Origin of the sequence: Ferruginibacter paludis (assembly GCF_030409685.1) — a bacterium.
Taxonomy (GTDB): Bacteria; Bacteroidota; Bacteroidia; order Chitinophagales; family Chitinophagaceae; genus Ferruginibacter; species Ferruginibacter paludis.
The window spans coordinates 509,317-534,117 of record NZ_JAUFQJ010000024.1 but is presented as its reverse complement, the minus strand read 5'-3'; the positions used below and the strand labels follow the sequence as shown (position 1 = coordinate 534,117).

The 24,801-nt window shown below is 39.9% G+C and carries 21 protein-coding genes; 9 read left to right on the top strand and 12 right to left on the bottom strand.

The window, feature by feature from the left end; translation table 11 throughout:
• Positions 1 to 24: 24 nt before the first annotated feature.
• The 9 genes from QWZ08_RS26655 (at position 25) to pdxH (ending at position 8,129) form a co-directional block, all read left to right on the top strand.
• Positions 25 to 1,827 carry a SusE domain-containing protein gene (locus QWZ08_RS26655; protein WP_290340789.1) on the top strand — a complete coding sequence of 601 codons (1,803 nt, stop codon included), beginning with the start codon at positions 25 to 27 and terminating at the stop codon, positions 1,825 to 1,827.
• 584 nt (positions 1,828 to 2,411) lie between these two features.
• Positions 2,412 to 2,855: a 50S ribosomal protein L13 gene (rplM, locus tag QWZ08_RS26650; protein WP_290340788.1), complete on the top strand. Its 444-nt coding sequence runs from the start codon at positions 2,412 to 2,414 to the stop codon at positions 2,853 to 2,855.
• Positions 2,856 to 2,900: 45 nt separating this feature from the next.
• Positions 2,901 to 3,290 (top strand): 30S ribosomal protein S9, encoded by a 390-nt coding sequence (gene rpsI / locus QWZ08_RS26645; RefSeq protein ID WP_290340787.1) that lies wholly within the window; start codon positions 2,901 to 2,903, stop codon positions 3,288 to 3,290.
• Between the two features lie 75 nt (positions 3,291 to 3,365).
• Positions 3,366 to 4,253: a 30S ribosomal protein S2 gene (gene rpsB / locus QWZ08_RS26640; protein WP_290340785.1), complete on the top strand. Its 888-nt coding sequence runs from the start codon at positions 3,366 to 3,368 to the stop codon at positions 4,251 to 4,253.
• Between the two features lie 142 nt (positions 4,254 to 4,395).
• Positions 4,396 to 5,220 carry a translation elongation factor Ts gene (tsf, locus tag QWZ08_RS26635; protein WP_435387626.1) on the top strand — a complete coding sequence of 275 codons (825 nt, stop codon included), beginning with the start codon at positions 4,396 to 4,398 and terminating at the stop codon, positions 5,218 to 5,220.
• A gap of 120 nt (positions 5,221 to 5,340) precedes the next feature.
• Entirely contained in the window at positions 5,341 to 6,054 is a 714-nt protein-coding gene (gene pyrH, locus QWZ08_RS26630; protein ID WP_290340781.1) for a UMP kinase, read from the top strand.
• A gap of 203 nt (positions 6,055 to 6,257) precedes the next feature.
• Positions 6,258 to 6,740: a hypothetical protein gene (locus QWZ08_RS26625; RefSeq protein ID WP_290340779.1), complete on the top strand. Its 483-nt coding sequence runs from the start codon at positions 6,258 to 6,260 to the stop codon at positions 6,738 to 6,740.
• Positions 6,741 to 6,804: 64 nt separating this feature from the next.
• Positions 6,805 to 7,401, top strand: coding sequence for a Yip1 family protein (locus QWZ08_RS26620; RefSeq protein WP_290340776.1), 597 nt, complete (start codon positions 6,805 to 6,807; stop codon positions 7,399 to 7,401).
• 86 nt (positions 7,402 to 7,487) lie between these two features.
• Entirely contained in the window at positions 7,488 to 8,129 is a 642-nt protein-coding gene (gene pdxH / locus QWZ08_RS26615; protein ID WP_290340774.1) for a pyridoxamine 5'-phosphate oxidase, read from the top strand.
• Positions 8,130 to 8,190: 61 nt separating this feature from the next.
• Here the strand turns inward: pdxH and QWZ08_RS26610 are convergent, their stop codons facing one another.
• The 12 genes from QWZ08_RS26610 to QWZ08_RS26555 all read right to left on the bottom strand — a co-directional run bounded on the left by QWZ08_RS26610 (position 8,191) and on the right by QWZ08_RS26555 (position 24,598).
• Positions 8,191 to 8,307 carry a 30S ribosomal protein THX gene (locus QWZ08_RS26610; protein WP_290340771.1) on the bottom strand — a complete coding sequence of 39 codons (117 nt, stop codon included), beginning with the start codon at positions 8,305 to 8,307 and terminating at the stop codon, positions 8,191 to 8,193.
• Positions 8,308 to 8,390: 83 nt separating this feature from the next.
• Complete coding sequence (locus tag QWZ08_RS26605; RefSeq protein ID WP_290340769.1) at positions 8,391 to 8,660, bottom strand: HU family DNA-binding protein; 270 nt, start codon at positions 8,658 to 8,660, stop codon at positions 8,391 to 8,393.
• Between the two features lie 293 nt (positions 8,661 to 8,953).
• A complete protein-coding gene (locus tag QWZ08_RS26600; RefSeq protein WP_290340767.1) occupies positions 8,954 to 9,259 on the bottom strand; it encodes a DUF4286 family protein in 306 nt (101 codons plus the stop codon).
• The gene (locus QWZ08_RS26595; protein WP_290340765.1) at positions 9,246 to 10,499 is read right to left on the bottom strand and encodes a hypothetical protein; all 1,254 of its coding nucleotides are present in this window, start codon (positions 10,497 to 10,499) and stop codon (positions 9,246 to 9,248) included. Before QWZ08_RS26595 ends, QWZ08_RS26600 begins: the two co-directional genes overlap by 14 nt.
• On the bottom strand, positions 10,480 to 12,930 hold the full coding sequence (locus QWZ08_RS26590; protein ID WP_290340763.1) for a DUF2339 domain-containing protein: 2,451 nt from the start codon (positions 12,928 to 12,930) through the stop codon (positions 10,480 to 10,482). Before QWZ08_RS26590 ends, QWZ08_RS26595 begins: the two co-directional genes overlap by 20 nt.
• A gap of 243 nt (positions 12,931 to 13,173) precedes the next feature.
• Complete coding sequence (locus tag QWZ08_RS26585; RefSeq protein ID WP_290340761.1) at positions 13,174 to 13,941, bottom strand: exodeoxyribonuclease III; 768 nt, start codon at positions 13,939 to 13,941, stop codon at positions 13,174 to 13,176.
• Between the two features lie 42 nt (positions 13,942 to 13,983).
• The gene (locus tag QWZ08_RS26580) at positions 13,984 to 14,799 is read right to left on the bottom strand and encodes a hypothetical protein (RefSeq protein ID WP_290340760.1); all 816 of its coding nucleotides are present in this window, start codon (positions 14,797 to 14,799) and stop codon (positions 13,984 to 13,986) included.
• 89 nt (positions 14,800 to 14,888) lie between these two features.
• Positions 14,889 to 17,609 carry a methionine synthase gene (gene metH / locus QWZ08_RS26575; protein WP_290340759.1) on the bottom strand — a complete coding sequence of 907 codons (2,721 nt, stop codon included), beginning with the start codon at positions 17,607 to 17,609 and terminating at the stop codon, positions 14,889 to 14,891.
• Positions 17,610 to 17,888: 279 nt separating this feature from the next.
• Positions 17,889 to 18,905: a homocysteine S-methyltransferase family protein gene (locus QWZ08_RS26570; protein WP_290340756.1), complete on the bottom strand. Its 1,017-nt coding sequence runs from the start codon at positions 18,903 to 18,905 to the stop codon at positions 17,889 to 17,891.
• Between the two features lie 283 nt (positions 18,906 to 19,188).
• A complete protein-coding gene (gene recR, locus QWZ08_RS26565) occupies positions 19,189 to 19,812 on the bottom strand; it encodes a recombination mediator RecR (RefSeq protein ID WP_290340755.1) in 624 nt (207 codons plus the stop codon).
• A 162-nt stretch (positions 19,813 to 19,974) separates the two neighbouring features.
• On the bottom strand, positions 19,975 to 21,372 hold the full coding sequence (locus tag QWZ08_RS26560; RefSeq protein ID WP_290340754.1) for an Ig-like domain-containing domain: 1,398 nt from the start codon (positions 21,370 to 21,372) through the stop codon (positions 19,975 to 19,977).
• A gap of 70 nt (positions 21,373 to 21,442) precedes the next feature.
• A complete protein-coding gene (locus QWZ08_RS26555) occupies positions 21,443 to 24,598 on the bottom strand; it encodes an ATP-dependent helicase (RefSeq protein WP_290340753.1) in 3,156 nt (1,051 codons plus the stop codon).
• Positions 24,599 to 24,801 lie beyond the last annotated feature (203 nt).

Below are 24,801 nucleotides of genomic sequence, written 5' to 3'. Positions count from 1 at the left end.
TATAATTTCTAAAATAATTTTATTATGAAAAATATTTTTAAACTTCTGCTGCTTGCAACGGGTATGTTGATGATGTATTCATCCTGCAAGAAGGTAGACCCATTGCCTTTTTATGCCAATGGCGCGGCACCGGTACTTACCAGCTCTTCCACAACCATTGCTCCTACGGCCAACGATTCAAGTAAGGTTGTTGTCACTTTTTCCTGGACGAATCCGAAATATGCAACTGATTCAGCTACCCAAAAATTTATTCTTGAAATAGATTCTGCAGGCCGCAATTTTGCTAAAGAAACAGTCAGTATTGTAAGTGGCCAACCTGGTATTTCTTTTACTGGTCAGCAGCTCAATAATATTTTGGCAAATTTTGGATTTGCTGCAGGCAAGGCGTTCAGTTTTGATATAAGGGTTACTTCTTCTTATGGCAATAACAATGAGCAGCTTAAGTCAAACGTAATTAAAGTAACTATTACCTCGTACCTGGTTCCTTTAAAATTAACTCCATCCTCAGCCAGTCCGTTGGTGTTGCTGGTTAGCAATGCTACCAGTAAAGCGGTTTCGTTTAACTGGAAATCAAGTCCATATGGAGCTGATATTATTAACTATGCGATTCAGCTGGATACAGTGGGCGGTAACTTTACCAGTCCACAACTCATAAAATACGGCAGTTCATTAACTTCAGACTTTACAGTAACTGATTTGAATTCGGCAGCAATTGCTGCAGGTGCAATTGGAGGGTCTACTAAAAATGTTGAATTCAGGGTGGTTAGCTATTTGGGTACCAACTACGATAACCCATTGGTTTATTCAGATCCTGTCGTAATCAATATTACCACATTTACTCCCATTCCTGAAAATTTTTATATTGTCGGCGATGCCACAGCACTCGGCTGGAACAATGACGCAGGGTTATCACCAACACAACAATTTACAAGGCTGGATGCTGTTTCTTATGGTATTATAGTTAACCTTACTGCTGGCAAAGGATATGTATTTGTACCGGTTGCCGGAAACTGGGATCATAAATTTGGTGGCACTAGCGCTACCGGCGGTACCTTACTGGCTGATAACGCAGTTCCGGGTTCAAACACTCCATCACCGGCTACCAGCGGTACTTATCAAATAGTGGTAAACTTCCAGACAGGTACTTACACAGTTACACCTTATGCTGGTGCAATTCCTGCTAATTTGTATATTGTCGGCGATGCTACCGCATTAGCCTGGAATAATACTCCTGGCTTAGCACCTAAGCAGCAATTTACCCGGCTGGATGCTGTTTCATATGGCATTATAGTTAATCTTACTGCCGGTAACGGATATGTATTTGTTCCTGTTGCCGGAAACTGGGATCATAAATTCGGTGGTACAAGCGGAACAGGCGGTACTTTACTTGCAGATAATGCAGTTCCCGGTAGCAATACGCCGGCACCTGCAACAACCGGACTTTACAAGATAATTGTGAACTTTCAAACAAACACCTATACTGTTACACCTTATACCGGCGTACCAGTTCCCGACAATTTATATATAGTGGGAGATGCCACCGCCGGTGCCTGGTCTAATCCGGTTCCTACTCCATCACAGCAATTTACACAAACAGATAATGCAACCTTTGAACTTACAGTACCTTTAACCGGTAGCGGCGCTTACCTGTTCTTGCCATTAAATGGTAACTGGGACCACAAGTTTGGCGGGACTTCGGGTACCGGAGGTGCTTTACTGTCAGATAATGCAGTTCCCGGATCTAACACACCAGGGCCAACAGTTGCTGGTAATTACAAAATCGTTGTAAACTTTATCCGGAATACGTACACTGTAACCAAACAATAATTTAAAGAGATTACAATTTTATAGCCAGCTCAATTTTGAGCTGGCTTTTATAATTTTATTGAGATGCATATTTTATGAATAAGCTTTTTTAAAGTGTTGTATGAAATTTTCAAATCGGACAGCAATACTTTTTTATTGATAACAACTTTTTTTATCGCCCGCAAAAGGCCGGAAGCGGTTACCAGTTCCTCCTGTAACTGAAATAAAAAATGCATTAACGGTCAACGCTTGCAATGGTTAAATACCTTTCATTTGATTTTGAAAGTAAACCGTTACGGGTTATAAGCTATATAAAATATGCCTACACATTTTGATTACATCTAACCTGTAAGATGCCGGTCAAAAATGTCTTCCTGAGGTTGCAGGATCATACCTGTTACCAAAATTCAGCAGTAGTTAGCCACATTCTTTATCATGTTAAAATAATTGGTCAAAATATTTATTGTAAATCAGTTAGTTATAAAGCTTCGATAAAAAATACATCCTCAATTAGTAGGAAATTAAAATATTGCATCCTACCTTCGCCGTCCATTAAAAAAAAGCCCTTCGGGATAGCGAAGGCATCACTTAAAAAATAAATACAAATGAGTAAACTACATTTCACCACCAAACATGCGAACGAGGCTACCGTTACACACAACTGGTATGTAATAGATGGTACTAATCAAACCGTTGGCCGCATGTGTTCTAAAATTGCAGCGGTTCTTCGTGGTAAGAACAAAGCTTATTACACTCCACACGTTGATTGCGGAGATTATGTAATTGTAATTAATTGCGAAAAGGTTAAACTGACCGGCAATAAAATGGATGAAAAAGTATATGACAACTTTAGTGGTTACCCAGGTGGCCGTAAGGAAGAAATAGCTAAAGATCTATTGAAGCGCAGACCAGAAGTGATCATCGAAAGAGCAATCAAAGGGATGTTGCCTAAAAATCGTTTGGGTCGCAAGATGTACAAAAAATTATTTGTATACGCAGGTGCAGAACACCAGCACGCAGCTCAGAAACCAGCCGAATTAAAATTCTAAATCACCAACAAGCTGGCAAAATTGCCGGCTAAAAGATAAAAATAAATGGAAAAGCAAAAAAACGCAGTTGGCCGTCGTAAAGAAGCTGTAACCCGTGTTTTCTTAAGCAAGGGAGATGGTAAAATAACAATCAACGGTAAAGATTATAAAAACTATTTTTCTTTGGTTTACCTGCAAAATCAGGTTGAGTCTCCGCTGAAAGCTGTTGAATCAGTTGATAAATTTGACATCGTTATCAACGCACAGGGTGGTGGCATCAAGGGCCAGGCCGAAGCAGCTAAATTGGGTATCGCACGTGCATTGCTGGAAGTTAGTTTAGACTATCGCCCGGTATTGAAAGCAGCTGGTATGCTTAAACGTGACCCACGTTCTGTTGAACGTAAAAAACCAGGTCGCAAAAAGGCAAGAAAGAGCTTCCAGTTCAGCAAGCGTTAAACCTTTATCTCCTGCAAGGGAAAAATGGTTTCACGGTTTCAAATTTTCAAATTTTCAAATTTTCAAAATATTAAGATGGAAAATACTTCCTTACAACAGCAACTTCTCGAAGCAGGTGTTCACTTTGGTCACTTAAAAAAGAAGTGGAATCCTAAAATGTTGCCTTACATTTTTGCTGAAAAAAAAGGTATCCACATTATTGACCTTAACAAAACAGTAGAAGGATTACAGGAAACTGCTGCTGCCTTAAAGTCAATTGCAAAGAGTGGTAAAAAGATCATGTTTGTCGCTACCAAAAAGCAGGCAAAAGAAATCGTTTCTGATTGCGCAAAACGCATCAACATGCCTTATGTAACAGAACGCTGGTTGGGTGGTATGCTTACCAATTTCAATACGGTTCGTAAGAGCGTAAAGAAAATGCAGAGCATCGAAAAAATGTTGAACGACGGAAGCATTGACAATCTTACCAAAAAAGAGCGTTTAACACTTACGCGTGATAAGGATAAGATGGAAAAAGTATTGGGTGGAATTGCACAAATCAGCCGGGTACCAGCCGCTTTATTCCTGGTAGATATAGGCCATGAACACATCGCCCTTGCAGAAGCAAGACGTTTAAACATTACCACTTTTGGTATGGTTGATACCAACTGTGATCCTAATAAAGTTGAATTTGCTATTCCTGCAAATGACGATGCAACCAAATCAATCGCTATTATTGTTAACTACATTACAGCGGCAATTGCAGAAGGTTTGGCAGAGCGTTTGGCTGAAAAAGATGACGACGACAACAGCAACGACAGCGACGAAACTGCAGAAGCTAAAGCGGCCCGTTTTGAACAAAAAGTAGACAGCGCTGACGAAAGAAATAAAAGAGCAAGAGGTGCTGCACCAACTAAACGTCGTGTACCCGGACCTGGAGCAGGCGGCAGAAGACCAGCAGCTGGTGGAAGCGGACCTAGATAAGATTTATGACAGAGTGTTTGTGTAACAGCAATGGTACTCTGAAATTAATCAATTGAGATCTTAGTTCTTTAAATAAAAATCTTACAATCCTGCAAAAATTCATTTGTGTAAAAGCAGGTGAATTTTTGTAGTTAAAAATACTATTATGAGTGCAACAATTACCGCAGCAGAAATCAATAAGCTGCGCCAGACAACAGGAGCCGGCATGCTGGATTGCCGTAAAGCATTAACCGAAAGCAATGGTGATTTTGAAGCTGCCATTGACTGGTTACGCAAACAGGGACAAAAAGTTGCTGCAAAACGCAGCGACAGGGAAGCTAAAGAAGGTGTGGTATTGGCAAAAACAAGTGCTGATAATGCAACAGGTATCATTGTTTGCATCAGTTGCGAAACTGATTTTGTAAGCAAAAATGCTGAATTTGTAGCCTTTGCTCAAAGCATTATGGATGCTGCAATTGCCAGCAATGTAAAGAGTGTAGAAGAATTAAATGAAGTGGCCATCAACGGTACAAAAGTTTCTGAACTGATCAATGATAAACTAGCCGCCATCGGGGAAAAAATTGCTATCAAATTTGAAAGGGTAGATGCGGCTTATGTTGCATCTTACATTCATGGTGCTAATCGAATGGGTGTGCTGGTAGGTTTTAATAAAGAAGCTGCTGAAGCCGGAAAAGATGTGGCAATGCAAATTGCTGCAATGAATCCACTGGCGATTGATGAAACCTCTATTGCACCGGAAACAATTGCAAGAGAAAGAGAAATTGCGATTGAGCAAATTAAAGCCGAAGGCAAGCCTGCAGAAATGGCTGAAAAAATTGCCGTAGGAAAAGTAAATAAATTTTTTAAAGACAATACTTTATTAGCCCAGGCATTTGTAAAAGACAACAGTAAATCTGTTGCTGATTACCTGAAAGGCGTAAATGCTGACTTAAAAATTACTGAATTTAAGAGAGTAGCATTAGGATAATTATCCGGCATATTTTTTAAAAAAGCGAAGCGAAAGTTTCGCTTTTTTTATGCTCATCATCTTTAAATTTTATCACGAGCCCATAAAACAGTTATCTTCGCAGCGCAAAAAAAACGCTTTATGCTTCCAAAGTACAAACGAATTCTACTAAAATTGTCCGGTGAATCTTTGATGGGCGATAAAAATTTTGGCCTTGACAGCGATGTGATCGCCAGGTATGCAAGGGACATTAAAAGTATTGTAGAGTTAGGTGTACAAGTGGCCATTGTTATTGGAGGCGGTAACATCTATCGCGGCATGAACGAGGCTGAAACAGGCATAGAAAGGGCACAGGGCGATTATATGGGCATGCTGGCTACCATGATTAATGGTATGGCCTTACAAAGCGGCCTTGAAAAGGCGGGCGTATATACGCGTTTGCAAAGTGCTATTAAAATGGAGCAGGTAGCCGAACCTTATATCCGCCGCAGGGCGATGCGACACCTTGAAAAGGGCCGGGTGGTAATTTTCGGCGCAGGTACAGGCAATCCTTATTTTACCACAGATACAGCCGGTTCATTAAGGGCCATTGAAATTAAGGCAGAGGTTATTTTAAAAGGTACACGGGTTGACGGTATCTATACCGCAGATCCGGAAAAGGACGCAACAGCTACTAAGTTTCAGAACATTACTTTTAATGAGTGCATCAGTAAAAATTTAAAGGTGATGGACATGACGGCTTTTACATTGTGCATGGAAAACCAATTGCCTATTATAGTTTTTGATATGAATAAAGAAGGCAACCTGCTGAGAGTGGTGAGTGGAGAAAGGGTAGGTACACTGGTGAAAGGGTAAAAATATTTAATTGTTATAAGAGCTTCCGCAGCAATGCCGGAAGCTTTTGTATTTTACGCATATTGACATTGTTAAAACTACCAGCCAACTATTGGTATAACGGTTCAAAAATCAGGACAGTATTACCAATACGTTTGCAGAATATGGTTAACTTAACAGGATAGAAATTAATAATTAACTATTGAAAACTTTGGTAACACCCGGTGAAAGGAATAGATAACTATAGTTTAATAAACAAAATAAAACACCTCGCGGCAGAACATGAAAGCCTGAAGGAAAGGTTAGCTGAGTGCGAACTGATTGCAGCCGCACGCCAAAAAACTATCCTTGAACAGAAACTGCAGCTGAGTGAAAATAGCGAAGTAAAGAGCAGGCTGGATGAAGAACTTACTGCGACTGCAACAATAAAAAATTTAATCAGCGAAATAGTAATGGATGATTCCGGAAGCAGGCTGCAATCAAAGTCAGGTAAAGATGATTTAAAATATCAGCTGGAGGAACAGAAGCGGCAATTTGTACAGTTGCAGTCAAAATTAAGCGACCTGCAAATGCAGGTACAGGATTTAAGCAACCGCAATCTAGCACTGCAACAGCAATCGTCCCGTGTGGCAGAACTGGAAAGTCTGCTGGCTGATGCCGAACAGGAACGGGATGAATGGAAAGCACTTTATAATCTCCGGAAATAAGAATGCTTAAACAGTTGTATATTTTTAAAATAAGTTCACTATTTACCCGCTAAATTGTCCAGGTATGAAGCTTATTGAACGAATTAAAAACATGATCGCTACTCCAAAAACGGAATGGCAAACCATCAACACGGAACCAGAAACACTACCTTCAGTTCTATCAACTTATGTGCTCCCCCTCGCATTGGCTGGTGCAGTTGCTATATTTATAGGTTATAGTTTTATAGGCATGGACTATGGTTTTTTTAGAATGCGGGGTATGGAGTGGGGTATCAAGATGGCATTGCTGCGATTCATTTCAGCCTTAATAGTTGTAATTTTAACTACCTACATACTGGATGCGCTTGCACCTTCGTTTTCTTCTGAAAAAAATATAGATAAGTCTGCGCAGTTGGTTGCTTATAGTTGTACCCCGGCTTTTGCGGGCACACTGCTTTCCATTATTCCAAGCCTGGCATGGTTGGGAGGGGTGTTTGGTTTATATGGCTTTTACCTGATGTACCTGGGTTTGGGGCTATTGAAAAAAACACCAGAGGATAAAAAGGTAATTTATCTGGTAGTTACCATAGTTGTAATGATAATTTTATACGCATTGGTAGGAGTAGTATTGGGAATGGTGATGCGGACAAATTTAAATGCGCTTAATAATGCCGCCAACTGATAAATTTTTACCTATTAAAAAGTATCTTTTGCATAAAGGGGCTTTTTTTGTTTGCGTTAATTAGCAGAATTTTGCAAATAAAAAATATGAGTACGATAGCTGATATAAGAAAGGAGTACATATTGGAAACGTTAGATGAAAAAGGAGCTGAAACCAATGCTATACGACAGTTTGATAAATGGTGGGAGGAAGCGACTGCCAGTAAAATAGAAGAGGTGAATGCTATGACGTTGGCCACGGCAACACCAAATGGTATACCATCTGCCCGCATAGTTTTACTAAAGGGGTACGATGACGATGGGTTTGTTTTTTTTACAAATTACGAAAGTAATAAAGGCAAAGATCTCGCCGCTAATCCAAACGCCTGCCTGGTATTTTTTTGGAAAGAACTGGAGCGGCAGGTAAGGGTGGAAGGCAGGGTTGAAAAAGTAAGCAATGAAGAAAGCGATGCTTATTTTTTTTCAAGGCCGCAAGGCAGCCAGGTAGGGGCATGGGCATCGCCCCAAAGTAGTATCATTGAAGGAAGAGAAGTGATTGAAGCCAACGTTTTAAAATACAGCCGGCAGTTTGAAGCGCAGCCTTTGCAACGGCCGGCTCATTGGGGTGGGTATCGCTTAAAACCGCAATTAATAGAGTTTTGGCAGGGAAGAGAAAGCCGGCTTCACGATCGCCTGCAATACACTTTGCAAAGCGATTATAATTGGAAAATTGAACGGCTTGCCCCATAAAAAAATAATGGATAATCGTAGCTGGAAAAGCAACAAGTATCCATTATGAAAATCATTTTTATCAGGCTTCTTTAGTCTTAGGTGCTGCAGTTTTTTTTGCAGGTTTTGATGGCCTTGACTTGCCGAAAGATCCTTTGGTGATCTTGCCTTTTTTTGTTTTGATATCTCCGCGTCCCATATACTATTTATTTTTAGTTTTGAAATTAGATTAAAAAAGCAAGACCGTTATACGTCTTGCTTTTTAATGTGTTTGGGCAAACATTACAATTTACCAGACAGTTCTTTACCTGCTTTAAACTTAGCTACTTTTTTAGCTTTGATTTTAATAACAGCGCCTGTTTGAGGATTGCGGCCATTACGGGCAGCTCTCTTAGATACTGAAAAAGTACCGAAACCAACTAAAGTTACTTTACCGTTTCCTTTTAATGTTTTTGTAACTGCTTCTACAAAAGAGTCTAAAGTTGCATTGGCTTGTGTTTTTGTAATGCCTGCATCATCAGCAATTTTTGCAATTAATTCTGCTTTGTTCATAATTATATTTTTGAAATTTATTTAACAGCAACAAATATAGAAGCTTTTTGATTGCAACAAAATTATTTTCTGTAAAACTTTATTGTATTAAATCGCTGAAAACCGCAAGGAATAAGGGATTTACGCATTCCTGCAATCAAACAATTGCATTGTTAAAATTCAGCGAAGCTCCCAAATCCTTATTGGTAAAGAGTTTCAGAGGATGTAATTCTAAAAATCAATACCCGTGCGGTTTTGCTGTTAATATACAAACGATTTTAATTAAATAAACCCGCTATTTTTATTTTGCACAATTAGTGCACAACTTGCATAAGTGATCGAAAAGCAATGAATTTATTGCCCCATTTATCAAATGCTTTTTGTCGCATTAATGGTGCAAATTTTTCAATGTAGGCATTGTACAAGGCCTTGCTTTCTGCATGGTATTGAATGGTATAGGTCGGGCCTTCGGTATCGTCTGTTTCCAGCAATTGGGCAAGCGTTGCATTGCTAAAACAGCCGGTTCCTACTATCTCTGGTATATGTTCATTTTTAGCCCACTCAACCCAGTCGTTTTTTATGGATGCATCTATTTTTGTGGTCACGTTATAAATTATCATTGTGTTTGTTTTTATCAACTTCTGTGATCATTTTTTTTGTAAAGAATAATAACAAAAGTAGTATGACTGCAATGGCCGTCCAAAGCAGCCACTTGTTATTTTTTTTGATAACTGCGGGAATAATTTTTTCATTGGCTGCAATTATTTCTCCGGTTGATAAAATCTGGTTGCTGTCAGATGAAATGGCACTATTCAGATGGCTTAAATCATACGCTGGTTTTGTCGCTTCCGGGTTATCCATTATCAGTTTATATCCGTCTCCCTTTTCCATGTAAGCTGCCAGGTATTTATAGTCTGATGCAGTGCTTACATTATTTACTATTAAGGGTAAGTTATCATCGTTGTTTATTAGCAAATAAAAAACACCGGGATTAATAAGCGGTAGTTTAAATTGTAATGTACTGTTGTTTGAAACCGTAAAAGGCTGAATTAATTTGCCAGGTTTGGAAAAGGAACCGCTGTCATCGGTCGGCACATATAAACTGGCCTGCCTGTAAAAGTATTTAGGTCCACTCAGTTTAAAACTAATGTTATTGAAATGATATGCTTTTTGCTGGATGATTTTAACATAAGAAATTTTGCCACTGTCTTTTTGAACAATCGCTGGTGCGGGGTTTTGCAATATTTTATTAACCTGCATTTTTGGTGAACCGGGATGGCTTTCCTGAACTATATCCCGGATATTAAAGGGATCCTTGTTGTCATTGAAAATAATAATTCTGAAATACTGATAACTGCTTGGAGGGAAATCAATGCGGATGGTATTGACTGCAGAATCCCGCTCAGCGGATGGGTTCAGCAAGATGCTATCGTTAATGACAAACCAATTCTTTTTATCATCACTGCCGCTTAATGTACAAAATCTTTTGGCTGCGGTGTTTTTTATTGTAAGGCCTATATTGGAAGTCAGCCCTCCCGGTGATTTAATGGTAACAATGGTGTTGACTTTTGAATTTGCTATTATTTCGTATGATAAATTAACCGGGGCGAGATCCCGTTGAATTATGTTTTGGGACAATACCAAAAGGTGAGGTACCCATTTACCCTCTTTATTTACAATGCGGATATCGCTGTAATCTGTTTTTACACTTGCGCTTATTTCCGGCGTTAAAACAATATTATAAAAGCTGGATTGTTTAATGGTATCCAGCAAACTAAAGTATTTATACCCCGCTGTTTGCGCATTGCAGCAAAGGTATAACAGGTTAAACAAAAAAACATTAATCCACTTTGGCTTCATTATCTATAATTATTTTTTTCAAACGCTGGTACATAAATGATACAATCAGCAGCAATATACCAAGACAAAAGAAAGCAGCAATCTTTCCGCCTGCGGGGATGTTCCTGATATCGAATATAAATAATTTAGCCAGGGTTAAGGTAAACAAGCTGAGTGAAATAATCCTTAAAGGACGGTATTTATAATGCATGCCCAGCCACATAAAACCAAACGAACATATACCACATAAAATGGGCAACCCTGTTTTTATATAAATGCGCTGAATATTTTCGAGTGGGTTGGTTGCACTGTAAAATATATTGTTCACAATTAAAGCAATTTCTGAGCTGAGGTAAATGACTGCAACAATGCACATTATCCATGCTGAAAAATTAAAAAGGTCTTTCATCGAATCGCTATTGCTTTTAAACAACAGCATTAATCTGTAAAGCGCAATTGCTGCAAGAAGCGCTGTTGCCCAGTGTGCCAGCATATGTATTCCGTTGCTGTTATGAATGAGCATGTTTTGTTGTATAAAAAATACCTGTGTTTCAAACAATAGATATAACAGCACAGAAACCGACAGCAGCAACGCAATGGTTTGCCAATGCAGGTTTGCCCACTTGATTTTCGGACTAACGTAGGTTACTATGTTTAAAAATATTGTTGTGTACAACAACAGGTAAAGCATATTGAAATTACTGTCAGGATAATAAAAATTGAATTGAAAATTAATTTCAAGTGCTCCGGCCAGGAACAGTAATACAATTGAAGCCAGGCGAAAAGCCATTGGATGGGGAATGATTTTGGTGCCTGTTGCCAAACTTGTTTCATTGTCTCTGCTGCGCAGCATGAATAACAGGTAAGTAGTCGCCGCTGCAAAAACGGAAGTAATGAAACCCTTATTGACGATGATTTTAACGGCATTATTTTGAAGAATGTACAATTGAGACCAGTCCATGAAAAGGCTGATCAGCATCAATAACCAGACAAGAATAGATGCATATTGAATGATGGCAATTCTTGCTTTTGTAAAAAACCAGTACAACAACACCGCTTCACTAGCCCAAAACAACGTGATGTAATTACCATGTAATTGTATGGGTGCGGTGATAGAAATAAAGGTGAGCGTAATGCCAATCAGCAGGTATAAAATATTGGGATCTGCTTTTTGTTTACGGAATAAAAAATAAGAAGCCGCTAAGTTAAAGATGCCCATCGAAGCACTGAATAAACCTTTGAATTCCGTCGCATTCATTTTGTCTATACAGTAAATGCCAGCGGCAAAATAAAGCGAAGTGCCTGCAAGCAGAATACCGAAATCAGAAGCAATAAACTTTTTTTTCTCCCTGATATTGTGGGCAATGTTTATTATAAAATACATCAGGTAAAAAATAGTAGAAAATGCAAAACCATTCTGGTAAGTGGAAGCTGGTTCATCATTACCCAGCGTTATAAGCCAGCTACCAAACAGGATAACGGTAAAAATAAAACTCAGCAAATTTAACAGGCGCCAGGCCTTGTTAAAAGCAATTACCAAAAGACCGGTATTTAAAACAATAAGATAAATGAACAATGCTTTGTAATTGTTACTGCCATCGCTCACTAAAAACGGCGCAGCAAAACCGCCGACCAGTGCGATAATAATTAACTCCTGTTTATTATACAGCAATGAAAGTATTACTGCAAACAGGGTGATCACTATCATGATTATAAAAGCAGTTGTTTGGCTAAAAAGATGAAACTGGTGATAGGCCAGCGTGATAGTAAAGTAAAAAACAGCCAAACCACCTCCTGCTAAAACGGAGCTAAAACTTTTGTAGCTGTTACGCATGCGATGCGCCAACGCCACCAGTATGCCGCCACAAAATACACCAATAGATACCCGTCCAACCGGGCCTACCCAATCCTGGTCAATAGCATATTTTACAAAGAAGCCAATGGCCAGTACCAATATGGCAATGCCAATTTTATTGACAAGATTTTCGCCAATAAATTTTTCCATATCCGGATGGCGCTCAAAAAAGCCGGGCGCTGGTTTGGGAAAATCTTTTGCAGGCAGAGAATTGATCAACGGTTTTGCTGGTTCTGTTTTTTCGGTCAAAATTTCTTCCTGTTCACCTGCGTTGAATGTGGCTGGTTGTTCAGTATGCTGAGGTTCATTTGTAGTCAGGGCCGATATTATAATCGGCTCCGGATCATCTGCTATTGTAAACAGGCTGGTATACGTATTTACATCTTTTAGCGGCGGTTTTACTTCAACGGGTACATCTGCTTCTTTGATGGTGGAAGGTTCGGGTGGAGTAATCTTTTCGGGCGTGAATTTTATAAGCTGGTTTCTTAGCAGCCTGAGCTCGCCTTCAAACTTTTCAAGTTGACTGCTTATTTTACTATTTTGATTGAGTACGATTATTACAAAAATAATCAGCAAGAGGATAGACAAAAATTCCATACGGCATAAATTGGGTAAAGGCTAAGGTAGCGAAGCAATTATCAATTATGTAAATTTTTTTAAGGCAGGTGCGGAAGACTGCGGGTTAACGATGGAATTGTATGAAATTAGATGATCAATGAATGTATTCAACCACCAACACCAGTGTTGAACAATGCCTACGCATTGAGGCACTTTGTGTGATTAATGTAAAGCTGATTTAATTGCTGATATCAAACAAAACAGCTAACCTGGCAGCAGTATTTAATTATCTATCTCCAGGTAAATCGGGCAATGATCACTGTGCTTTACATCAGGATAAATGTCTGCGCTTACCAGCTGATTTTTAAGCGCTTCGGTAACAGTGATATAATCAATGCGCCAGCCCTTGTTGTTTAAACGCACTGTTGGAAAACGCTGACTCCACCAGCTGTAACGGTGTGGTTCGGGATGAAATTCCCTGAAAGTATCTATCCAGCCACTGGCTAAAAATTGAGTCATCCATTCCCTTTCCTGTGGTAAAAAACCAGAAGAATTTTTGTTACCCTTTGGATCGTGGATGTCTATTTCCCGGTGGGCAATATTATAATCGCCGGTTAAAATTAATTTGGGGTATTGCTTTTTTAAATCGTTCACCCATGCATGAAATTCATCCAGCCAAACATATTTAAAAGCCTGCCTTTCTTCACCTGAAGTACCTGATGGAAAGTAGGCATTGATTAAACGGATATCTCCAAAATCAGCCCGTATTATGCGTCCCTCATTATCACTGGATGGAAGGCCACAGCCAATCACCACATTATCCGGTTTAATTTTTGAAAAAATAGCAACGCCACTGTACCCTTTTTTTTGCGCACTAAACCAATGGTGATGAAAACCCAGTTCATCCAGTTGTTTAAAATCCACATCATCTTTGGTAGCTTTGGTTTCCTGCAGGCAGATGATGTCGGCCGGGTTGGTTTTAAGCCAGTCGATAAAACCTTTTTTAAAAGCAGCACGAATGCCGTTGACATTATAGGAAATGATGCGCATGAGAAAAATTACTTGAAGTTTACAAATTCATTATAGCAGTTATTATTTTACTTTTCCCCCGGCCGGGAAAGTAATTCCGAGGTTCAAAATCATTTCATAAGTACCGAATGCATGTTTAGCTGTGCCCTTATAAATTTTTAGATTTGAGTAGCGGGCATAATCAATTTTGTTACAATACTCCAGGTAAACATACTTGCAAAACGTCGCTCTGATGGCTCCTTCAACACCCATGTTCCAGCCGCCGAGTTGAAAATGTGCATCATTTGCCTGGCCAAAAAATTTATTATCAACATGCGGAATAACCGGACCTATACCTGCTTTGGCTAAAAAATCAATCTTTACTTTTTCATTGTTGCTACTGTACCATTGCGAACGCTTAACAATATTAAACAGTAAAAAATTGGCTCCATTATTCAGGTAATAATAAAAATCTGGCTGGCGGAAACTTACAACTGTATCTACTGTTCTTTTGTTAAGTGTACCTTTAACTCTTGCCTGCTGATCTGCAAAAATAAACTTGGTATGATCAAAATTTATTTCAAAAGCGATGCCTCTTTTTTTATTTACAAAAAGGCCGATACGGTAGTTATATTGTGGTATTGAAATGGCTTTTGTAAATAAGCCTTCGTTCCATCCCGGATGATCATTGCCGCGAATGTTTACAAAGCTGTAATGATTACCAAGAGATGGCTGATCAATTTTTACTTTGCTGTTGGTGTACCATTCTTTATTGTAACCCCATGAAAAATAGAATTCTTTTTTTCTTTCTTTTTTTTGTGTTTGAGCTAATGCTGGAATTGCAAGAAATATAAACAAAAGCAAAAGAGTGGCGGATTGAACTGGACGTTTGTAATTCATTGAATATGCATTTATAAATTCTTTGTCAAAATTAATTAAAAATCAACCGTACTTTGTTTGCTGGTAGTTAACCGTCGTTTAAAATATTGTTATTCCAGAATGGGGCGCAGCCACCTTTTTACTTCATCCGGTGGCATTGCTTTTCTCTCTGTATAATCTTTCAGTTGATCATCATTTATTTTGCCCACACCAAAATATTTACTTGCCGGGTTAGCAAAATACCAGCCACATACCGATGCCGCAGGATACATGGCCAATGATTCTGTGAGGTGAATGCCGGTGGTAGCTTCACCACCTAATAAAGTAAACAGTTTGTATTTTTCTGTATGGTCAGGGCATGCAGGATAGCCTGGTGCTGGCCTGATTCCCTGGTAGGCTTCGCCTATCAATTGCTCATTGGTTAAATGTTCGTCTGATACATAACCCCAGTATTCAATACGGGTTTTCTTATGCAGCAGTTCTGCAAATGCTTCTGCAAAACGGTCGGCTAAAGCCTGTAAAATGATCTTATTATAATCATCATGAGCTTCCTCAAATTTTTTGATATGGGGCTCGATGCCTTCAATAGTTACTGAAAAGGCGCCTATAAAATCCTTGAGACCAGTGGCCTCCGGTGCAATAAAATCACTTAAAGAAAGGTTGGGCTGACCGGCCGCTTTTTTTATTTGCTGGCGTAAAAATTCAAGCTTTAAAGTGGTCGCTTCATCTTTTACTTCAACCGTATCTGGTGCCGTTTTAGTAGCAGGCCAAAAACCAATAACGCCTCTTGCCGTTAACCATTTTTCAGCAATAATTTGCTGCAGTAATTTTTTGGCATCATTGTATAATTTGGTTGCTTCAACACCAATCACTGTATCCGTAAGCAACGCAGGAAATTTACCGTGCATTTCCCATGCAATGAAGAAGGGCTGCCAGTCAATGTATTCAGCTATTTCAGCCAGGTCGTAATTATTGAAAACTTTTGTTCCGGTAAATGTTGGTGCCACCGGTGTAAAATTGTCCCAGTCCACTGCAGCACCGTTTTGTTGGGCTTCTGCAAAAGGTAAATAATTTTTTACTGTTTTACGGTTGGCAAAATCTTCTTTTAATTTATGGTACTCGGTTTTGATACCGGTTAAAAATTCGGGCTTTGTTTCTTTGTTTAATAAGCTACCGGCAACGGTTACACTACGGCTTGCATCCAGTACGTGTATCACGCCGTTATCATACTCCTGTGCGATTTTTACTGCCGTATGCATGCGGCTGGTAGTAGCGCCGCCAATCAAAAGCGGCTGCGTCATTCCTCTTCTTTTCATTTCGTGCGCCACATGCACCATCTCATCCAACGAGGGTGTGATGAGCCCGCTGAGGCCAATAATGTCCACATCGTTTTTAATGGCCGCATCCAGAATTTTATCTGTTGCTACCATTACACCCAGATCAATAATATCATACCCGTTGCAACCTAATACAACGCCTACAATATTTTTACCGATATCATGTACGTCTCCTTTTACGGTAGCCAATAAAATTTTTGCGGCACCGGCGGCTTCTTCATTGGTAGTGCCTGCCGCAAGATGCGCCTGTTTCCTGTCTTCCTTTTCCTGCTCTATAAAAGGCGTTAAAACCGCCACAGCTTTCTTCATTACACGGGCACTTTTTACTACCTGCGGTAAAAACATTTTGCCGGCGCCAAACAAGTCACCCACGATGTTCATTCCATCCATTAACGGGCCTTCAATAACATCCAATGGCTTGGGATATTTTTGACGGGCTTCTTCTGTATCTGCATCAATATAATCTGTAATGCCGTTTACCAATGAGTGGGCAAGCCTTTTTTCTACCGGTTCATTTCTCCATTTTTCATCTTTCACCTCTACCTTGCCTTTTGCTTTTACTGTTTCAGCATGGATGATTAATTTTTCTGTAGCCTCATTATTATCATTGTTTCGGTTTAAAATTACGTCTTCGCATAGGTCGCGTAAGATCGGGTCTATTTCATCATACACAACCAGCTGCCCCGCATTTACGATGCCCATATCCATCCCTGCTTTAATGGCATAGAACAGGAACACGCTGTGAATGGCTTCCCGCACATGATCATTGCCACGGAAAGAAAACGATACGTTGCTTACACCACCACTTACCTTGGTCAAAGGCATCAGCCTTTTTATTTCTTTAGTAGCTTCTATAAAATCAACCGCGTAATTATTATGTTCCTCAATACCAGTGGCAATGGCGAATATGTTGGGGTCAAAGATTATATCCTGCGGGTCGTAACCAACCTGTTCAGTCAAAATTTTATATGCCCGGTGACAGATTTCTATTTTACGTTGTTTGGTATCGGCCTGGCCCACTTCATCAAATGCCATAACAATAACGGAAGCGCCATAGCTTTTACAAATAAACGCCTGCTCAATAAATTTTTCTTCGCCTTCTTTCATTGAGATAGAATTCACAATGCATTTACCCTGCACACATTTTAACCCTGCTTCAATGATGGCGAATTTGGAAGAATCAATCATGATGGGAATCTTCGCAATATCAGGCTCTGCCTGTACCAGGTTTAAGAAGGTGGTCATGGCTTCCACACCTTCCAGCATGGCATCGTCCATATTGATGTCAATCACCTGTGCACCGCTTTCAACCTGCTGGCGGGCCACACTTAAGGCTTCTTCATACTTGCTGTCTTTAATAAGACGGGCAAATTTTTTACTGCCGGTTACATTGGTTCGTTCACCAACGTTTACAAAATTTGTTTCGGGCCTGACAACCAGTGGCTCTAATCCGCTTAAACGCAGGTAAGGTTTGATGTGAATATTTTCGCTCATAATTTTATACTTCAATTGCCGCTTTGGCTTGCTGATATTTAATATTTTTTTGACGACCTATTTTACAGTTTCATAACCTAATACGCTGCTACAGTTGGTCAAACCATGCTTTGTAAATGCACATGGAAGTTTACTTGCAACTTCACGTCCTGTAATTTTTGATATCACAAATCGTTATAACAAAGAATCTACTCTGCTGACGTTAATTGTAGGGTGGTTATTTTACTCAATTATTTTAATCTGAATCAATTTCCGGGACACTGTCCCGGAAATTAGATTTTATAAAGCTTCTTCCAGCACAGGCAATTCCCTTGGTTTATATTTAGCAACTTCATCTGCAATATGTTTGATGTGATCCGGTGTGGTACCGCAACATCCGCCAACAATATTTAACCAGCCATTTGCCGCCCATTCTTCAATGATATGCGCTGTTTCATGCGGTTGTTCATCGTACTCACCAAAGGCATTGGGCAAGCCCGCATTAGGATAAGCAGATGTATAACAACTGGCAATGGAAGATAACTCCTCAATATGCGGCCGCATTTCCTGTGCACCCAACGCACAGTTAAGTCCGATGCTGATTGGGTTGGCGTGCTGCAGTGAAATATAAAAAGCTTCCAGCGTTTGACCACTTAAAGTTCGGCCACTGGCATCTGTAATAGTGCCCGAAATCATGATCGGCAATTCAGCAATGCCATTGATCCTGAAATAATTTTTAGCTGCATACACAGCGGCCTTAGCATTCAGTGTGTCAAAGATTGTTTCAATCAGTAATATATCCACGCCGCCATCTACAAGGCCTTTTATTTGCTCAGTGTAGGCCGCGGCTACTTCGTCAAAAGTTACTGCACGAAACCCCGGATTGTTTACATCAGGTGACAGCGACAATGTTTTATTAAGCGGACCAATAGCGCCGGCAACAAAACGGGGCTTATCCGGATTTTTTGCAGTGTATTCTTCTGCGGCTGCTCTGGCACATTTTGCAGAAGCCACATTTAATTCATAGGCCAGCGATTGCATATCATAATCAGCCTGCGCAATAACCGTACTGCTGAAGGTATTGGTTTCAATAATATCAGCACCCGCTTCCAGGTATTCTTTATGAATGCCGGTGATAATATCGGGTTGGGTAATGCTTAGCAAATCATTGTTGCCCTGTACATCCGTATGCCAGTCTTTAAAACGTTCGCCGCGGTAATCGGCTTCCTTTAATTTATGCCGTTGTATCATGGTGCCCATGGCGCCGTCAATGATCAGTATCCGTTCTTTAAGGCAATCTTTTAATGTTTTTTTCATCGCTTTAATAAAAGTTAAATTATTAACTAATGGTTGAAGTGAGTGACACAACGATGCTGAACATAGCTGTAACGGCTCACTAAAAAATTGTAAACTATTAAACGAGAATCAAATCCGGGAGAAGATGTTGGGAGTTGCTTTCGTTTATTAGTTCACTTGGCCTTTGAAGGCTGTTGAATACAGGCTGAACAATAAACAAATCCACCTGTAACCCTGTAAAATTAGGACAAGTTTACGTTATAGCAAAATGCGGCCAGTACAGAAGTTTATCGAATAAGGAAGGCTAATTACCAGCGTTAATGTAGTTTTCAACCGGTATACGGTTGCTGATACTTTTTGCCAGCGTCATTTCATCAGCATATTCCAGTTCGCCGCCAAAGGCAATACCGCGGGCAATGGTGGTAATTTTTACGGGATATGCTTTTAATTTTTTTCCGATATAGTAAATGGTTGTGTCGCCCTGGATGTTGGCGTTGAGGGCAAAGATGATTTCTGTAATAGGTTCTGTTTCCATTCTTTTAACAAGGGAATCAATATTCAACTGGTCGGGACCTATGCCATCTAGTGGCGAAATAATGCCGCCCAATACATGATAAATGCCGTTGAATTGCTGGGTGCTTTCTATAGCGATTACATCGCGGATATTTTCTACCACGCACAACAGATCCTGCTTGCGGCTGTGGTTGCTGCAGATATTACAAAGCGCCGCATCTGAAATATTGTGGCAGCGGGAACAAAATTTTATTTCTTCCCGCATCAATGAAATGGCTTCGCTGAAACGTGTTACATCTGTCACATCCTGTTTGATAAGATGCAGTACCAGCCTGAGCGCTGTTTTTTTTCCGATGCCCGGCAGGCGAGCAAATTCATTCACCGCATTTTCTAAAAGAGAAGAAGAAAAAATCATGGCGCAAAGATAAATGGTTATTTTAATGGATAATTGACAATGGGGTAATGGATAATTTTTTGTGGCTGGTACTTTCTGCAATTCAGGCGAAACGCTTTCTTTGCGAAAACAATAGCCTTGCAATCAGCAGGCATTATCCATTATCAATTAAAAAATTATCCTTTAAAGCTCTATTTCCCGCTCATTATCCCAATTGGCTTTGATAGTTAATTTTTTATCTAGTGTGAGCGCATGCTCGGGTTGAATTTTCTTTTTGTAATTGCCTGGGTCCCATATGCCATTGTTATTGGCGTCGTACAAAATGCGCAATTCGAATTCGCCGGGGTTAAAATATTTATCCGTCCAGGAGGCAGCCGTGACTTTTACAGATTTTACAATTTCAGCACCATTTAAAAACTGTATTACCGGGTGACGCGCTGAATCCAGCTTGGTAAAGCGCAGGGTTATGCTACCATAATCACTTTCCTTTTTTGTTTGAAATTTGAGCGTATCTGATTTTGCCAGCGTATTGTTGGCGGTATCGGCGATGGCCTCTTTTGGAATCACTAAACGATAGGCGGTCTCCAGCGGCCATTTGTTTTTTACAATGATAATTTTACGGGTGCTATCCATCGTTATGGTGGCTCCTTCCACCTTAACAAAGTTGGTGTCGGTCAAAACCATTTTGGTGCTGTCGAACAGTTTTAATTTATTATTAAAGCGCAATTCAAGATTGGTAAGTATGTCCTGGGCCGCGCCGGTACCCAGGCTGGGAGTTAGTTTCAGCTTTTTATCAGCGGCAGATTTGGCTGGCAGGCCAGCTGCTTTTTTTATATCTTTTTCTTCTTCGTATGCGTACAATCTTACCGAATCGTTTTTGCCACTTACCCGAACCGGTTCATCTGCAAAAGCAAAACTTTCAATTTTTGAGTTGTAGGTTTTACCGCCATCGCCATCCTTTAATGCATACACTTTATACTCACCCGGAGAAAGGTTGGTAAAAGTAAAAATGCCATTGCGATCTATCCTGGCAATGTAATTAGGCTTTCTTGTTTCAACAGCAGAATCAGGGGCATCACGGTATAGCAACGCCTGCAGTGTACTGTCTGGCTTGCCCGTTTCGGCCATTAATACTTTGCCGCTTAATTTTAAAGAATCAATGGTGTTGCCGGTTGAAAATACATAAGTAAATTCCTTAAACGGGTTGCTTTCGTTATTGTCAACAATAGCGTTTCCAAAATTGATGGCATAAGTAGTTTTATCCAACAGGGTATCTTTTAACTTAATACTAACCTCTTTTAATTTATAGGTAATGATGGGGAAGGTTTTTGGAAATGGCGATACAATCACATTTTTTTGAACGTCCAGCACATTGATGTACTCATCAAAAACCAGCGTAATTTTATTGCCGGTAAAATTGGTGGTCATTAATTTAGGAAGGGCTGCAACTAAAACAGGAGGGATACTATCCCTGGGGCCTCCTGTTGGGGCACCAATTTGTGCACAGCCGCTTCCGGTAACGGTAATAAAGTAAATAAAAAAAACAGCAGCAGCCGAGTATAAAACATTTTTAATCTTCATCAAATGGTGTTGAACTGCAAACTTAAACCCTTTATGCTATTTGCCCGCAACCCTGAATCATAAAATTGACTTAAGGGTTTATTTCCTCTTCTTCCCCAATCAAATCGTGCAGTGCTACGGCCAGTTTATTGTCTTTTACAAAATTGCACCAGTGGCATTCGGGTTTACCGCAGCCGGTATAAAACTCCCTGGCCTGTATTTTTGCCCACACCGTTTTTATTTGTTGTTTTACGGTTTCGGTATCAGCAGGGGTGATGATGATTTTTTCTTTGCGGTATTGCTTCTTTTTATCGGGTTCAACAAAATCAAATTCGGTGCTGATTACCTTCCAGTCTTTCTGACCATAATTATCAACCAGTATTTTATAAAAAACCGCCTGCCGCCAATAGTCGCCACCGTTGGGGTCTTTATCATTAGGGCCTTTCATTTTAGGTAACGCATTGTCAACATTACCGCTTTTATAATCCACCACGTTTATTTCTTTGCCGTTAAATTCAAGCTTATCAAGCTTGCCCTTCAGTGGTACCCCATTCACAACTACGCCCTGGATATTTCTTTCAACCGTAACAATCTTATTCCAGGTGTTGATGTATGTGTCATAGTATTCCGGCAATACCATGGAGCCTTGTTCCATTCTCCGCTGAAATTCTTCTTCTGTAAAATTTTCCCGGTGTTTGCGCAGGTAACGGCTAAAGTCAGCCACTACTTCTTCTTTTGGCGGAAAGGTTTTGCTTTCGCTGGCAAGCATTTTGGTGAACAATTTTTCCAGTGCATAATGGATGGCACTTCCAAATTCAAGCGTTTCACTTTTACCTGCCGGTATGCGGATCAGATTTTTATAATAGAAGCCTAAAGGACAATCAAGGTAGGCACTCAATGCTGTTACGTTCATCACGAATTTATCCAGTAAACCACTGATAAAATCGGCCTCGCTTTTTTCAATTTCCGGCGCCTGTGCGGTGAACTGCAGTTGCTGAAACACCAACATTTCTTCATCTGTTAAAGTAACTTTTTGTACCGGCAAAATATGCTGTTCTAAAATTTCTGCCAGGAACATGGAGGGTTCCATTTCCTTGCCATCGTTTTTATGCTTGGCGTACGAAATATGAAGGTGCTTTTCCGCACGTGTAAGGGCCACATAAAACAGTCGCCTTAATTCCTCTTCCTCGCTTGATTTTGGTTGTGATGAAAACAGCGTATCCGGCATTTTATAACCACCTGCGGGCTTGCGCTTTTTTTCCCAGCTCGAGGCATTGATGCCCGCAAAAAATACGTATTCAAATTCAAGCCCTTTACTGCCATGCGCCGTTAATAAGTTTACGCCTTTTTCACTTCCTGATACCTGCGTGAGGGGTAACTTCAATTCCTCTTTTTGCATAAGGTCGATTGTTTTTACGAGATCATCTAAATTTAAAAATGGGTTGCGTGCGGTTTCATCTTTTATAAAATCGAATAGTTTGGTAAGCAATTGCATCAGCATCACCTTTTCATCACTTTGCATAATGTAAGTGAGCACACCACCATCATGAATGATCTTTTCAAACAACTGCTGCAGGGTTACATTTGATACATCTGCAATCAGTCTTTCAATGATTCCACTAAAGGTTTTTAGTTTTTCATTGATTCCGGTATCAAATAAATCTTTCGGCCTTGCTGTTGCTTTATCGTACAATAGTTTACGAATAGAAGTTTGTTCATTGTTATACCGCTTCTTATTTACTTCCACCGTAATTTTTGCAATTTCTATAGGTGGAATTGTATAAAAATCATAGTGCAATATTTCGAACAGCATTTTATCACCTCCATATGGGATATCATGTTCGGCATTTAAATACCGCAATATTTCGATGATCTTTTTTGCAAATGGATGTTCCAGAATATTAACCGAACGCTTGCTGAAGATGGATATCTTTTTTAAGCGCAGGTAAGCCGCCAGTTCTTCGCCGTATTTATTTTCTTTATAGATAACGGCGATTTTTCCGGGGGCTATTCCGTCTTGGAGTAACGCCTCTATCTGGTTGGTGATGCCTGCCAATTCGTCCCGTACCGAATTGTACTCTGTAACAAGCGGCAGGTGCAGCAGGGATTTCAGCTCTTCCCTTGACGAAATCAATTCTTTGCTGAGGCCTTCAATTTGTTTTACCAGCCGCTCTTCATTTTTGTTGATCAGCGTTTTTGATATATCCAGTATGGGTTGTGTACTGCGGTAGTTATTGGTAAGTACCACGGTTTTTAAAACCGATACATACTGATCTGCAAAACCCAGCATGTTCTCCACATTGGCACCCTGGAAGCGGTAAATACTTTGGTCATCATCCCCCACTACAAATACATTCGGTGTATCCCAGTAATTGATGAGCAGCTGCACCAGCCTGTTTTGTGTACCGCTGGTGTCTTGGAATTCATCTACCAAAATATACCGGAACCGCTCCTGGTATTCGGATAATACATTCGGGTTGTTTTCAAAAACAGCAATCACCCAGTTGATCATATCATCAAAATCGTAGCGGTTTTTCTGGCGCATTAATCGCTGAAAATTTTCAAATTCATTTACCGCGGCACGCAATTTTTCAGCCTTGTCAATTTCTTCATCGATCTTGTCCTGCTTAATATCCCCGGCATTAAATTGCTTGTATTTTCTTTTGTATACAAACTCATCTCTCAGCGGCAAATCTTTTATAAAATCATTTATTTTTTCATTGATAAAGGCAGGTGTCCAGCCTTCTCTTTTCATGTTACTGAATAAATTTCGCAGGTTGTTTACTTCATAATATACATCGCCGCGGTATCTTTTCAGCGGATGCTCTTTTTTAAAATTATCTATCAGTGCTTTAAATAATTGGATGCCCTCCAGTTCTGAAATAGCATCCAGCGAATTTTTTTCAAACAGCGGCAAATTATCCTGTATCACATCATTGCAAAAAGCATGGAAGGTGTAAATATTTACTTTGTAAGCATCAGCACCAATAAATTGCTGCAACCTTCGCCGCATGGCTATGGCACCGGCATCGGTATAGGTGAGGCATAAAATATTTTCAGGCAGAGCATCTGTATCCAATAAAATTTTACCAATTCTTGCAGCAAGGATTTGTGTTTTACCTGTACCCGGACCAGCGATCACCATCACTGGACCTTCAATAGTATCCACGGCGATGCGCTGCTGTTCGTTGAGCTTTATATATTCGTCGTTGAATTTTTGTTGTAGCTGTTGTTGATATGTTTGCATGTTCTGTTGCAGGACGGTTTAACTGTAAAAATAATCCCCGGGGAAATTGATTAAAGATAACAAGCCTGCTGGTAGCGTTAAAATATTTATGGATGCAACATCTGTTTTGTGCCCCCGCATTTTTTATCAGCTAGTTATTTTTTTAGCTTCAAACGCCAGGCTGCGGTCGCAATTTGAAAACAAAATACATTTATTATTGTTGT

Excerpts from the sequence above, each read along its gene's own strand:
- QWZ08_RS26605 (WP_290340769.1), bottom strand. The coding sequence starts at position 8,660 with ATGAACAAAGCAGAATTAATTGCAAAAATTGCTGATGATGCAGGCATT.
- QWZ08_RS26555 (WP_290340753.1), bottom strand. The coding sequence starts at position 24,598 with ATGCAAACATATCAACAACAGCTACAACAAAAATTCAACGACGAATAT.
- QWZ08_RS26585 (WP_290340761.1), bottom strand. The coding sequence starts at position 13,941 with ATGCGCATCATTTCCTATAATGTCAACGGCATTCGTGCTGCTTTTAAA.
- QWZ08_RS26570 (WP_290340756.1), bottom strand. The coding sequence starts at position 18,905 with ATGAAAAAAACATTAAAAGATTGCCTTAAAGAACGGATACTGATCATT.
- rplM (WP_290340788.1), top strand. The coding sequence starts at position 2,412 with ATGAGTAAACTACATTTCACCACCAAACATGCGAACGAGGCTACCGTT.
- recR (WP_290340755.1), bottom strand. The coding sequence starts at position 19,812 with ATGATTTTTTCTTCTTCTCTTTTAGAAAATGCGGTGAATGAATTTGCT.
- metH (WP_290340759.1), bottom strand. The coding sequence starts at position 17,609 with ATGAGCGAAAATATTCACATCAAACCTTACCTGCGTTTAAGCGGATTA.
- rpsB (WP_290340785.1), top strand. The coding sequence starts at position 3,366 with ATGGAAAATACTTCCTTACAACAGCAACTTCTCGAAGCAGGTGTTCAC.
- pyrH (WP_290340781.1), top strand. The coding sequence starts at position 5,341 with ATGCTTCCAAAGTACAAACGAATTCTACTAAAATTGTCCGGTGAATCT.
- rpsI (WP_290340787.1), top strand. The coding sequence starts at position 2,901 with ATGGAAAAGCAAAAAAACGCAGTTGGCCGTCGTAAAGAAGCTGTAACC.
- pdxH (WP_290340774.1), top strand. The coding sequence starts at position 7,488 with ATGAGTACGATAGCTGATATAAGAAAGGAGTACATATTGGAAACGTTA.
- QWZ08_RS26560 (WP_290340754.1), bottom strand. The coding sequence starts at position 21,372 with ATGAAGATTAAAAATGTTTTATACTCGGCTGCTGCTGTTTTTTTTATT.
- QWZ08_RS26595 (WP_290340765.1), bottom strand. The coding sequence starts at position 10,499 with ATGAAGCCAAAGTGGATTAATGTTTTTTTGTTTAACCTGTTATACCTT.
- QWZ08_RS26620 (WP_290340776.1), top strand. The coding sequence starts at position 6,805 with ATGAAGCTTATTGAACGAATTAAAAACATGATCGCTACTCCAAAAACG.
- QWZ08_RS26655 (WP_290340789.1), top strand. The coding sequence starts at position 25 with ATGAAAAATATTTTTAAACTTCTGCTGCTTGCAACGGGTATGTTGATG.
- QWZ08_RS26610 (WP_290340771.1), bottom strand. The coding sequence starts at position 8,307 with ATGGGACGCGGAGATATCAAAACAAAAAAAGGCAAGATCACCAAAGGA.
- QWZ08_RS26600 (WP_290340767.1), bottom strand. The coding sequence starts at position 9,259 with ATGATAATTTATAACGTGACCACAAAAATAGATGCATCCATAAAAAAC.
- QWZ08_RS26590 (WP_290340763.1), bottom strand. The coding sequence starts at position 12,930 with ATGGAATTTTTGTCTATCCTCTTGCTGATTATTTTTGTAATAATCGTA.
- QWZ08_RS26580 (WP_290340760.1), bottom strand. The coding sequence starts at position 14,799 with ATGAATTACAAACGTCCAGTTCAATCCGCCACTCTTTTGCTTTTGTTT.